Below are 12,778 nucleotides of genomic sequence, written 5' to 3'. Positions count from 1 at the left end.
AATCAATTGTATTATGAGCAAGCTTCCCTTAATTTGGAAACAAGCTGTTGTTTGGGGCGACATGGATGCCTTTGGCCACGTGAATAATGTGCAATACCTGCGCTATTTCGAAACGGCCAGAGTCAAATACTTTGAAGAGTTAATGACAGGCGAAAAGGGCAAAGGCCCAGTACAACCCGTTGTAGCAAACTTAAGTGCTGACTATAAAGCTCCCGTTACTTATCCCGACACCTTAGAAGTCCGATTGGGCGTAACCGAAATGGGTAATAGCAGCCTGAAAATGCGAGCAGAAATGTATAGCTCTAAAGGCTATTTGGCCGTAGTAGCCCACTGTAGTATCGTGATGTTCGACTTTGTGAAAAAACGTCCCGCTAGAATCTCTGATGAACTTCGTCAGTTTATTGAGGAGCTAGAGGCAAAAGCCACAGAATAGCTTGAAGGAAGAATCTACTATTTATGATATTGGCCTCCTGATGGAGGGAGAACTGGCCCAATGGCTAAGCGCTTATGCTACAGCCTTGGGCCTCTCTGTTTTTTGCTTTGAAGCGAAAAATAGCCGAAGCGAAGCAGCTTTACTTCGCCCCGCAGCCCAGCTTTTTCTTTGGCAGATGAAGGAAGAAAACAAGCTATTGGATTGGAATTATCAAATTCATAGCGATAAAGCGAAAAGCTTTCCTCACCAACAAATGAAGGGCCTAGGCGAAAAAGAATTACGCCCTAAAACAAAAAGCGAACTTCGGCGCTTTCCTTTGGTCCAATTAGAAGCCATTGAAGAAGAGGAGGAAGGATTTATTTGCTGGCATAGTCAAGCCGGAATGGAATTGCAGGCTATCCGCTGCCGCTACCTCATCCTCTCTAAGGGTTGTCCTAAAAAATATATAGCGCAGTTTGATCTCTTGGCCCAAGAACTCAATGGACAAAAAGAAGTACAACAATATCAGACAAAATCTAAAGGTAAAAAGCCTCAAAGAGAATTATTTCTTTGGCCCAAAATCTATAGCGTAGAAGATAATGGCAAGCTCCGAGACTATCGTTTTTTTGGTCGCGCTTGGAACGCTAAAGAACAAGAACAAATTTTAGCGGGTCCAGGCCTCAAGGGTAAAAAAGATGTTGAGGAGGCTTATCGCTTAAAGAAATGGCGAAAAGGGCGTTTGTTTGCTTTGGGGCCTTTGGCCCATCATCTGCCTGCATATTTTGGCTTAACAAGCAGCCTGTTTTGGGAAGAAATGGGCAATCTACTTTGGCGAATTGCCTACATCCAATCCAACTACCTAGCTGAAGAACCTCTTTTGCAAGCTTGGGAGGAAGAACAGCAAAGAGATTGGCAGAAAGTCTTTAGTTTACAAAAAGAATTATTGGCTGGCCAAGCTTCCCTTTGGTCCCGATTTAAACAATATTGGCGAGGAGCTAAGTTTTGGGAACAACGACTGCTGGCCCGAAAAAATACTTTACTGCCAAATTTGCTGCTAGAAGATGCTTTTAGTCGCCAAACTCATCTTTGGAAAATTAAGCAGATGGGCTTTCTTCTCTTAGGCCTAGATAACAATCCCGTAGATATTTTAACGCCTAAAGAATTGGCCCTTTTTGCCCGTTTGCGTAGTCAGTTTGTGGGCTTATATAGCTCGCAATTACCTGAACAAGCTCGTTTTGCTTCTGCTTATAAAGTTTCGGATTCAGCCAAATTGGGAGCTATGGGCAGCTTAGTTGTCATAGACCCCAAAGGCAGCATTTTAGCCGTCTTAAAAAGCCGAAAAAAAATTCAGGCCTTTTGTAAGCGGCTAGAAAAAAGCTATCCAGAACCGCCCCAAAAGAAGATAGAGTTATGCAAAGAAGAATAGGACTTTGGCCTTTACTCTTTATTCTCTTTTTGCTTTCGGCCTGTGAGTCTGGGGGACCAAAATGGGAAGAGCGACATTTCTATCATTGGAAAATGAACTGGGATTGGAGCAAAGCCGAAACCCAAGGAATGCAGGCATTGGGAAGTAAGAAAATATATTTGCATCTAGCCGATTTTGATTGGGTGCCCAATCAGGACGGCATTTATCCAATAGCCCATTTGCAGTGGCCAAAAGATTTTTCGCCTCCTGATATTTGGAAGGAGGTCGTGCCCGTATTTTTCATTACGAATCGTAGTTTTTTACAACAAAACAAGCTTGGCCAGTTGGAACTGTTGGCCCAAAATACGGCTGAGTATTTACGTGCCTATGAAGCGAAACTTCCTGCTCATTTGGCTTTTAAGGAACTGCAAATTGATTGTGATTGGAGTTTGAAGACTAAAGAGGCTTACTTTCTCTTTCTAAAGCTATTGAAAAAGGAGTTGGGCCAAACTATTCGCTTATCCGTTACCCTGCGACTACATCAGGTAAAATACCAACGGAAGACCGGCATTCCCCCAGCAGATAGAACGGTATTGATGTTCTATAACATGGGCGCCTTACGCAATTGGGAAACGGAAAACTCTATTTTGGATCTTAAGCTAGCCCAAAACTATTTGGACAATTTTTCTACCTACCCCTTAGCTATGGATTTGGCGCTGCCTATTTTTCATTGGGGGGCTTGCTTTCGAGCTGGGAAGCTACAATATCTACTCAATAAAAAAACAGAGGCCGATTTTTTGGCTACAGGCTTGGCTTATAAAAAGCTTGGTCCTATGCGCTACACGCTATTAGAAGAAGGCTTTTTTGGTGGGCATTATTTATATGAAGGGGATCAAATTCGTTTTGAAGCTTGTACGCTAGCTGATTTGGAAGAAAGTTTGGCGGCTTTGCGGCCCATTTGGCCCGAAATGCCAGACAGTCAGTTGTTATTTTATGAATTGCAGTCGGTTTATCTAGAACAACTTTCGGCCAATAGTTTGAGGAATTTGGATTAGTCCACCTAGGCGCAAAAGCAGTGGCCCGAAGGGCCTTTTGAGCGCCCGAAGGGAGTCATTTTTCAGCTGGCTGAGGGATGGACAGCAGGGCGGCAAAGCCGCAGACCCAGCAAAAAAGCTTCGCTTTTTTTGCGCAGGGCCGAGCGAACAGCGAGCTGCGGCACAGCCCGACCCGACCAAAGGGAGGGGCAGCCCCAAAACAAATACTATGCAAAAACATTTACTTTTCGTTTTGTCATTCTGCTATTTCACGGCCCTTTGGGGGCAAGATAGCTTGTATATTTTTGATGCGGATAGTCGACAAGCGGTGGCCAATGCCCAGCTGCAAATTCTAGATGCAGAAGGAAGAGGTCAATTGACCGCCCCCTTATTTTCCTCAGAAAAGGGCCTCTTTGTTCTTGACTCTTTTGTGGAGGGGCAATTTGTGTTGGTTACGCATCTAAATTACCATCAATTTTATGGTGATTATTTTGATTTGAAGGCCCAAAAAGGGCATTTATTTTTGCAAAGGCGGCCCATTGATTTGATTGAAGTGTTGGTGCAGGGCTCTTCTAAGCGGGAGGAGCCGCTGCGAGAGGTTCCCTCTCAATTGACGCTTATCGATAAAAAAGAGATTGAGATTTTGCAGCCACAGACGACTGCTGGAGTAATGGAAAACTCTGGGGAAGTTTTTGTACAGCGCTCTCAAATGGGCGGTGGGAGTCCGATTATTAGGGGCTTTGAAGCAAATAAGGTATTAATTGTTTTGGATGGGATACGGATGAACAATGCCATTTATCGGGCTGGGCATTTGCAAAATATTATCACTATTGATCCGGCAATTATTGAAGGTGTAGAGCTGCATCATGGGCCAGCCTCTACAATTTATGGATCGGATGCTTTGGGGGGCGTAATGTATATTCGGACCAAATCGCCTAGGTTTTTGGAAGAGCAGGGCAAAGCTTGGCATATTCATGCTTACAGCCGTTTTTCTACGGCCAATTTAGAGCGTCGTTTGCATAGCGATATACATTGGTCAGGCAATCGTTGGGCAAGCTTAACAAGCATGAGCTTTTCTAAATATGGCGATCTTCGAGCGGGCCGTTATAAGGCAGATAGCAGTATGGCGCGCTATTGGAACCGCTACTTTTATGTAGAAAGAAATGAGGATTTGGGGCAAGACTTGATTCGAATCAATGAAAATCCCAATGTGCAATTGGGCAGTGCTTATGGGCAAATGGACCTAATGCAAAAGCTGCGCTATCGCTATAATGAACAACTAGACTTTGAGTATAATTTGCAGTATTCTACTTCTACGACTGTACCTCGTTACGACCAGTTGACAGAAGGAGAGGTGAGCTTTAGCAATGGACAAATTATTTCTCAAAATTTGGAATATGCAGAATGGAACTACGGACCACAAAATCGCTTGCTCTCCGCCTTAAGGGCCAACATCAATGGCGATAGTAGTCGCTGGCTGGGACAAGGACAAATTGTCGCCGCTTTTCAACAAATAGAGGAAGAGCGAATTACTCGAAAGTTTAATGACCCACTACGTCGAACACAGGCCGAAGAGGTACGCGTTTTTACCTTAAATGCCGATTTTCTACGGAAGATTTGCAAAAAACAAGAGCTTTTATATGGCGCTGAATGGACCCATAACTGGGTGAAATCAGAAGCTTTTACAGAAAATATTGAAACAGGAGAGCAATCTAATCGGGGACTAGGCACTCGCTATCCCGACGGAGGAAGCCAAATGGGAAATCTAGGCGTTTATTTGAGCTATCGCTTGAAGTTCGCCAAGGAAAAAGCCAAGTTAATTTTGGGCAGCCGATACACTTACACCAACTTAGCTGCTAGCTACTTGGATACTTTATTATACAGCTTGCCTTATGACAACATTCATTTGCAGACACATGCCTTGACGGGCAGCGCAGGTTTGAGCTGGGATTTAGGACAGCAGTTTCAGCTTCGGGCGGTGGCTTCTACGGCTTTTCGCACACCCAATATTGATGATATGGCCAAATTGAGGGCCAAAGGAGGCAATGTAACGGTGCCCAATGCCGAAATTGGTCCCGAAAAATCCATCAATATGGAGATCGGCCTCTCTAAACAGTTTGCTAAAAAGCTAAAATTGAGCAGCACGATCTATTATAATTATCTCTTTGATGCCATCGTACAGCAAGCATATAGCATCAATGGACAGGATAGTATGTATTACGATGGGCGATTTCGGAATATTCAGGCCCTAGTCAATATTGGTCGAGGGGCCGTTTGGGGAATACATGCCAGTATGGCTTACGAGCTCAATGATTTTGCCTTCTTAAAATGGAGTTTGGTCTATACCCAAGGTTTAGATTATTCGGAGGCCGTAGCGCAACCCCTCCCCCATATTCCACCCTTATATGGGCAGTGGAGCTTCCATTATCATAAAAAGGCCTTTAGCCTACAAACCAATATCCGCTTTAATGGCCCAAAACGACTAGAAGATTATGCCGATGAAAGCTCAGAAAATTTAGACCAGGCCTTACCCACAGGAACACCCGCTTGGTTTGTTATTAACTTTTATACCGCCTACGAACTAAGTCCAGAATGGAAGTTGCAATTGGGCATTGAAAACCTATTAGATTGGCATTATCGACCTTATGCTTCGGGAATATCAGCTCCAGGTCAAAATATTATCCTGACGTTAAGAGCCAATTTATAAGAGAAAAGCCCCTAGATAATCTCATCTAGGGGCTTTTATTTTTTCTTCAATAGCTTTTAGCGCATACCAAAGCTCTCTTGTACTTGTTGTAGTTGTCGTTTTCGGGGTTGACGATCTACTTCTGTACCCAAAGTTTGAACAAATTCACCATTATCTGCAACTACAAAGCGTTTGCTATCAGTCTCTTTATAGTGATAAATATCATCTTCGAGCGCTCGATCCCATTCTTGCAGAATAATAGAACAATCCTCAGAAATAACGGCCCCAACTTGCTTACCATAACGATTGGTAGCCACCATCATCTCATCAATTAACTCTCCTTTTTTGCTATAAGCCGCCAAAACCCAACGTTCGTTGGCGCGAAAGGGAGGCAAGACTGCATAAAGCAATAAATCATAGTTTTTGGTCTGGGCCAAAATGCCTTGAGCCTGATAACGATCGGGCCCCATACGGCTCATCATGCCATCATCTAAACCTGGAATAAAAGCAGAAAACTCTCTATTTAACCGCTTGCCAGGAAGTTTTTCCCAGAGATCGCGTTCATAATTTTGTTGCTCTGCATGGCTACTAAATTGATCGTGGTTGAGCGCCAAAGGAAGCGCCTGTTGCTCAAACTGAGCCAAAAAATCGGCATAACTAACTTGGCCCTCTTCTTTATCTTGACCCATTTGATTAAAAGAATATAAGCCAAAAGCAAGCAGTAGCGCAAGAGCCGAAAAACTAAGGATTTTCATAAGCAGAAGATTAAAGTGTGAGTAAGAAATCTGTTTTACAGATGCACAAAAATCTCGCCTTGGTGCAAGACTTTTTTCTTTAATACCCAATCTGCTTAAAAGATAGCATTATTATTTGGGGCTGCCCCTCCCTTTGGTCGGGTCGGGCTGTGCCGTGGCTCGCTGTTCGCTCGGCCCTGCGCGGGCTTCGCCCGCTGGGTCTGGCCTTGCAGGCCACCACTATCCATCCCTCAGCCGATTTAACTCTTTTTCAGGCTAAATATTCCGCTTAATCGCCTCTTGCTCAACATAGCGCTTCAGCCCATCAATAATCGCTTGAGCAAAACCTTCATCTTGTACAAACTTCCGATAGAGCTGAATATCCAATTTGCGATAATGCGTCATAACCTCTTTTATAATTTTACCAAAAGCCATAGCCCTATTCTGCGCATCAGGATTTTCCATAACCTTATCCTTATAATCTGGATGATTCAAAATGCCCTCTCCAAAAGAAGCAAAACGAATCCGCTGCTCCTCTGGGGTGGCCCCCCAATCCTTAAACCATCGCTCATTAAACATCCTCAAGATTTCTTCTAAAGTATCTTTTTCCTCTTCTTCCTCATGTGCTCCTCTGGGGTTGGCATTCTGAGGTTTTAAGCTAGTTTCCTCTGCATCTAATTCTATTTTATGATTGAGCTTTACTCGTTCAATACCATAAGTAGACAAATCTACTGCATCCAATAAGCTGTCTAGCTGGTCCTTATCTTTATTCCTAATGACCATCTTGGGAATAAGAAACTTTAAGAACCAAAATAGCTGCTCCCAATCCAAACGACTATAATCCATAATTGAAGCCACTTGCCCATAAATCTTAATAAACTGCTTGGCCTTAATTTTATAGTCCGCTTTTTCTTCATCCGTAAGTTCTAGCTCCTCGTTAAAACGATGAGCAGCCTGGTCTATAATCGGACTCAATAGCTGAGCATCGGCATTGTCAAAGAATAAATTAGTAAACTCCTTTACTTCATCCAGTTCATATACCCCAGGGTCTTCTAAATAGTCCTTTAACTCATGCAATACATTCACATCCGTAGCCTCAGACAAACTGGTTGCGGTATAAAAATCATCAAAGGCTTTTTTGATGTCTTCTGTGCTATTAAAGAAGTCCAATACAAAAAGATCTTCGGTCTTCTTGCCCAATTTATTAGCCGAGCGATTCAGACGCGATAAAGCCTGTACCGCCAAAACCCCTTGTAGCTTTTTATCAATATACATACTACAAAGCTTGGGCTGATCAAAACCTGTAAGGTACTTGTTGGCCACAATCAATATCCGATATTCATCCATATCAAAATAACGGGCAATCTTATCACTGATGTAGTCTGGGTCCGAAGACTTTGCCCGATCTAATTCCGCTGGTAAATAGTTGATCTGTTCTTCTGTATACTCTATGCCCTTCAACATTTTTTTACCAGAAAATGCAACTAATATCCTGAAGGGATTCCCCTTTTGCTCCAATAATCGCTGCATGGCCTGATAATATAAAATAGCCGCCTCAATGCTCTGCGTTAAGACCATCGCCTTGCCTTTCCCCTTTAACTTCCGCTTCGCCTGCACTTGCTCCATAAAATGATTGAGCATAATCTCAGCCTTGGTCGCTATCGTCCGCACTTGCCGCTCTACATACTTCCGCAATTTCTTTTGCGCCTTTTTGGTATCAAAAAGAGGATTCTCCGCTATAGATTTTTGTAGCTCATAGTAGCTCTTATAGGTCGTATAATTAGCCAAAACATCTAAAATAAAGCCCTCCTCTATGGCCTGCTTCATAGAATACAAATGAAAAGGCTTAAAACTCCCATCCGCCTGCCGAACCCCAAACTTTTCTAGGGTCGAGTTCTTTGGCGTAGCCGTAAACGCTAAATAAGAAACATTCTGCCGCATCTTACGCGCAGACATTAAATCAAATAGCTTGTCCTGAGCATCGCCCAAGCTATCATCTGTTTTGGCAAAAGTCATATTCATTTTGTCTGCAGTGGTCCCCGTCTGTGAACTATGCGCCTCATCTATAATTACCGCAAACTGCTTCTCATTCATCTGACTAATTCCCTCCAAAACAAAAGGAAACTTTTGTATGGTCGTAATGATAATCTTTTTCCCCAGCTCTAATGCCGCCTTCAAATCTGCAGAGCGATAAGCTGGAGCAACAATATTTTTGACCTGAGAAAAACTCTTAATGTTCTCCCTGATTTGCTTATCTAATAAACGCCGATCCGTTACCACAATAACCGAATCAAATAAAGGCCTTTCCATTCCTCTAAATCCCCTAACATTTTCATGCTTAGGGTAGGTCTCTATCAACTGATAGGCCGCCCAAGTTATAGAGTTGGATTTTCCCGAACCCGCCGAATGCTGAATCAAATAGGTTTTTCCCAGGCCTTCCGCTTCTATATCCGCCACAATCTTACGAACCACATCCAACTGATGAAAACGAGGAAAATATAAGGTCCGCTTGTTTAATGCAGTCGTTCGCTTCCCATCAAAACGCACAAAATGCTGAATCAAATTGGCCAAACTCTCCCGCTTGAAAATTTGCTCCCACAAATAGGCCGTTTTATGCCCAAACTCATTAACGGGATTCCCCTTGCTTTGCCCATTCCCCTTATTAAAAGGCAAAAAGAAGGTCCCTTTACCCGCCAAACGAGTAGTCATATAGACCTCATCCGTATCGACCGCAAAATGAACCAAACAACGACCAAATTGCAAAAGCGGCTGCCGTATATCTCGGTCTTCTCTATACTGTTTTTGCCCATGATAACGAGCATTCTGCCCCGTCCAAGGATTCTTGAGCTCCATCGTAATTATAGGCAGACCATTTACAAAAATGACCATGTCTATTTCCTGTAAGGGCTTATCTAGTGAATAACGCAATTGCCGACTCACACTAAACTCATTTTGCTCAAACTGCTGCCGAACTCTTTCCCCACTACTCGCTAAGGGCAAGGGATACAATAACTCAAAATGCGCATCATCAACATCTAGCCCTTTGCGCAACACTTCTAAAACCCCATATTTCTTGATGAGCACATTCAAGCGATGAAGGATCTTTAATTCCCCATCCGACCGCTTGCGCAGTTTGGCCAACTCCTCGGCCTGACTGCTTTCTAAGAAATGCCAAAAACGCCGCTTGTCTATCGCCCATTTTGCATCATAATCATTAGGGTCTCCTATATAAAACCCATTGCCCGAACGGTAGTGGATCTCCCCCTCCGCCATCTGCTGGGGCGCATAACCCTGCGCTTTCAGCTCCTCTAAATTACTGCCCGTTAAGGCTTTTTCTATGGCCGCCTCTAAGGCCTGTTCATTCGTCTTGCTTGGCATCTTTGTTTTGTTTGTTTTAAAGGTACTCCGATTTTAATAGGTATACAACCATAGGCGCAAAGCTATAAAATTTCCCATCATCCCCTTTTCTCTCATAGGAAGGTAGTTCCTGCTCAGCAGCTTCTTCTTCTGAAATACCCTCGCTGTCAGCAATATCTTTTACATCTAATCTAACACGATTCCAAATCCTCCGTCTTATTCTTTTCAGTTCCGCTGCATTAAGATTAAGGACATCTTCCAACTCCCTCTCTATATTTGGGTTATTAGAATACACTTCTCCACTAACAGTATAGTACAGCTCCAGCTGATTATCAAAATCTATTGCGGGAAGACTAGCCATATTCGGAATATGCACAAGCTCAGTTTCACCTTTATGAGGGTCGCAATAACGATTAGCTTTTCCACTCCTTTTTCCACCGGAACAAGACGCAAAAAGATTATTATAATCAGTGATGAGGCCATCATTATCAGTTAATGGTTCAAAATGTTCTATTGACATGTCTAAAAGAGATAATCCATCTTTTGTTATAGCCACTCCATTAGCATCTTCTCTGTCTTTAATTTCAGACATACAATAACAACAGATATAACCTTGCTCCTCTGCTAAAGCGTGGAATAACTGATTTTTAGATCTCCATTTAAAATTATTAAAAAGCTCTCTCCCCAAAAAACCATCGGCTTTAGCAGCGGCCCCAATAGCATTATAGTGCGCTGCCTTTGCAGGATCTTTATCTATTTGTTTCATCCTTAGGTTGTTGTTTTATTTTAAAAATGGGCTAGCTTAAAAATTTCATCTACTTACTTATGCCTAGATAACCTATCTCTAGTCCGATTGAAAGTAAACTCTAGCTCATATACCTCTGCATCATCTCCAAGTCCTTTCTGCTTTAATATTTTGATATTTTCCTCAGCCTTTCTCAACCCTTCCTCATCTCTTTTTGCAATTCCTTTAAATGCTTCTTTAATAAGATGATTTATTGCGTTATCGCGATTTTCAACCCCCATCCACTCTAAGAAAATATCGGCAATGTCCCGACCATAAGTGAAGTTAATCTCCCTAGGCGCTTTGGCCGCTTCTTGCCCCCCTATAGGCGAATCCAAAATATATACCTTGGCCGTCTCCCCATGAGCCTCTAAATAACTGGCCACCAAAGGCGAATGCGTACTCACAATAAACTGCGCCCTAGGAAACTCCTCCGCTAAAGCATCTAAGATCTTGCGCTGCCATTTCGGATGCAAATAGGTATCGATCTCATCGATCAAGACAATAGCGGGATACTTATAAAATTCTGCATCATAATCTGCCGACTCATACAAGCGTCGAATCAAACGCCCCACCCAGGCAAATACATTCCGAAAACCCTGACTAAGCAGATGAAAAGGTACTTTCCGCCCCTCTAACTGCAACCAAATCAAGTTTTCTTGATGCTCTACCTGAAGGAGCTCTACCTGCTGCTCCAAAATCTTAGACAATAAGCTAAAGATGAAGGTTAATACCGCCCCCTCATTATGTCCATTATTTTTATGGCTATCCGCCTCCAAGTCTTTGATCCACTCCCCTAAGGCCGCATAGCGATTCTGATCCATATTGTAAATCAGGCTACTCACATCATTAAAGTTTGGCGCTAAGACCTTCTTGGGCTCATGATCGTCCTTGCTGCTGCCGGCCTGCAATTGCGGAAAGCCCAAGAGCAAATGCTTGTACTGACTAAGGCCCGCCGCTAAGCCAAATGAATCCCGCTCTATCTGTATGCTATTATGTGCCCCAACAAAAAACATCCCGGCCTCCTTGCTGAGCACTACTTCATTACGGTAGTCTTGCTCTAGCTCATAATCTACAGTAATCTTGCCCCGATAAGGATGCTCCAAACGATAGGTTCCCGTTTCTGTATCAATCCGAAGCAAGCGCTGTATTTCCTCTTCCCGAATATCTAAGGCGGGATTATCATCAACCCCCACTAAGCCCAAGGCCAATGCCCGCAATACGGTAGACTTTCCGCTTCCATTATGCCCCAATAAACAGATGATCCGACTACTTAAGTCTAACTCCAAACGCTCAAAATGTCCTATGTTCTCTAAGACTAAGCGCTGCAAACGAAAATACTGCTCTTTTCTGGGCGGCGAACTTGGGGCGCTGCTTGGAGTTGAGTCAGGAATTGGCTCAGTTGAGTCAGGAATTGGCTCATTAAAACCATCGTAACGGAGGCCCTCTTTATATTGCATGACCTTAGCCAACTGCCACTCAAAAAGTTCTTGCGGAATAAAGCCCAAACTCCCCAAAGGGCTCTTCTTATGCTGTTCTAGCAACAAAAAGGCATCTATGGTTTCTTTCTCTCCACCTACAAAAGATCGCAGCCAAACGGGAAAATTTACTAGCCCATAACTCTTCTCCCAATAGCCACCTTTTCCGCCCTCTTGGGGCTTATACTGCATTCCCCCTAGCTTTACGGCCAACTTTTTAAAGAAGGCCGCTTTATTGGCATTATCTCTAGCCGAGAAAATTAGTTTAATCGTAAACTCTTCTCCCTCATAACCTATTTTTATAAAAATATTAGGCGTTTTGGCCAATAGATCATCTCCCGTCCAAAAGGAGATGATACAATTATTTTTATCCCCCAAAAAGAAATAGCCCTTTTCCAGTAGTTTATCTGTATTTCGAGCCCGTAAGCGAAAGTGCAGAGAAGGCTGCTCTTCCCTCAAGTTATTTAGAGTAAAGAAACCTGCTCTATGAAAGTCTAAAGCAATCCCTGATAATTGATGTACTCTCATATATACATAACTATCAGCTATTTCTTCAAACCAGGAATCAACCTTATAAGTAAACTGCTCCTCCTGGCTCAATTGCTTGACCTCCACAGCACAACAGAAATATTCACTAGGGTTTACACGTCCCTGAAAATACTGCCTCCCTCTAGCATGCTGATCTAAAGGCACTACCTTCTCATCAATGACTTTTGCTAGAGCCAAACAACGCCCTTTTTTATTGGGAATTAGCAAAAAGTCCCCTTTTACTAGCTGCGCTCCTAGCTCTATTGGATAAATAATAAGATTTCCATCAATCGCTAACGAAAAAAACTCATCGCTTAACTCAATACTCCAAGTCCTCATAACTATTGCCTATTTGTTCCC

8 protein-coding genes are annotated in these 12,778 nt (G+C 43.0%); 4 read left to right on the top strand and 4 right to left on the bottom strand.

Annotated elements, in window-relative coordinates:
- Positions 1-13: 13 nt before the first annotated feature.
- The 4 genes from PPO43_RS15195 (at position 14) to PPO43_RS15180 (ending at position 5,558) form a co-directional block, all read left to right on the top strand.
- Positions 14-433, top strand: a complete 420-nt coding sequence (locus tag PPO43_RS15195; protein WP_272619334.1) for an acyl-CoA thioesterase — start codon at positions 14-16, stop codon at positions 431-433.
- Between the two features lies 1 nt (position 434).
- On the top strand, positions 435-1,838 hold the full coding sequence (locus PPO43_RS15190; protein ID WP_272619333.1) for a hypothetical protein: 1,404 nt from the start codon (positions 435-437) through the stop codon (positions 1,836-1,838).
- Positions 1,823-2,872: a hypothetical protein gene (locus PPO43_RS15185; protein ID WP_272619331.1), complete on the top strand. Its 1,050-nt coding sequence runs from the start codon at positions 1,823-1,825 to the stop codon at positions 2,870-2,872. The genes PPO43_RS15190 and PPO43_RS15185 overlap by 16 nt, the downstream gene beginning before the upstream one ends.
- Positions 2,873-3,080: 208 nt before the next feature.
- Complete coding sequence (locus PPO43_RS15180; RefSeq protein WP_272619329.1) at positions 3,081-5,558, top strand: TonB-dependent receptor; 2,478 nt, start codon at positions 3,081-3,083, stop codon at positions 5,556-5,558.
- 56 nt (positions 5,559-5,614) lie between these two features.
- Here the strand turns inward: PPO43_RS15180 and PPO43_RS15175 are convergent, their stop codons facing one another.
- The 4 genes from PPO43_RS15175 to PPO43_RS15160 all read right to left on the bottom strand — a co-directional run bounded on the left by PPO43_RS15175 (position 5,615) and on the right by PPO43_RS15160 (position 12,757).
- Positions 5,615-6,292, bottom strand: coding sequence for a hypothetical protein (locus PPO43_RS15175; protein ID WP_272619327.1), 678 nt, complete (start codon positions 6,290-6,292; stop codon positions 5,615-5,617).
- Positions 6,293-6,547: 255 nt separating this feature from the next.
- Positions 6,548-9,649 carry a type I restriction endonuclease subunit R gene (locus PPO43_RS15170; protein ID WP_272619325.1) on the bottom strand — a complete coding sequence of 1,034 codons (3,102 nt, stop codon included), beginning with the start codon at positions 9,647-9,649 and terminating at the stop codon, positions 6,548-6,550.
- A 16-nt stretch (positions 9,650-9,665) separates the two neighbouring features.
- On the bottom strand, positions 9,666-10,394 hold the full coding sequence (locus PPO43_RS15165; RefSeq protein WP_272619323.1) for a hypothetical protein: 729 nt from the start codon (positions 10,392-10,394) through the stop codon (positions 9,666-9,668).
- Between the two features lie 53 nt (positions 10,395-10,447).
- Positions 10,448-12,757: an AAA family ATPase gene (locus tag PPO43_RS15160; protein WP_272619321.1), complete on the bottom strand. Its 2,310-nt coding sequence runs from the start codon at positions 12,755-12,757 to the stop codon at positions 10,448-10,450.
- Between the last annotated feature and the right edge of the window lie 21 nt (positions 12,758-12,778).

Source organism: Saprospira sp. CCB-QB6 (genome assembly GCF_028464065.1).
Taxonomy (GTDB): domain Bacteria; phylum Bacteroidota; class Bacteroidia; order Chitinophagales; family Saprospiraceae; genus Saprospira.
Note: the sequence above shows the minus strand (reverse complement) of the source record. Positions and strands in the feature narration are given on the sequence as shown.

Excerpts from the sequence above, each read along its gene's own strand:
- PPO43_RS15195 (WP_272619334.1), top strand. The coding sequence starts at position 14 with ATGAGCAAGCTTCCCTTAATTTGGAAACAAGCTGTTGTTTGGGGCGAC.
- PPO43_RS15185 (WP_272619331.1), top strand. The coding sequence starts at position 1,823 with ATGCAAAGAAGAATAGGACTTTGGCCTTTACTCTTTATTCTCTTTTTG.
- PPO43_RS15165 (WP_272619323.1), bottom strand. The coding sequence starts at position 10,394 with ATGAAACAAATAGATAAAGATCCTGCAAAGGCAGCGCACTATAATGCT.
- PPO43_RS15170 (WP_272619325.1), bottom strand. The coding sequence starts at position 9,649 with ATGCCAAGCAAGACGAATGAACAGGCCTTAGAGGCGGCCATAGAAAAA.
- PPO43_RS15175 (WP_272619327.1), bottom strand. The coding sequence starts at position 6,292 with ATGAAAATCCTTAGTTTTTCGGCTCTTGCGCTACTGCTTGCTTTTGGC.
- PPO43_RS15180 (WP_272619329.1), top strand. The coding sequence starts at position 3,081 with ATGCAAAAACATTTACTTTTCGTTTTGTCATTCTGCTATTTCACGGCC.
- PPO43_RS15160 (WP_272619321.1), bottom strand. The coding sequence starts at position 12,757 with ATGAGGACTTGGAGTATTGAGTTAAGCGATGAGTTTTTTTCGTTAGCG.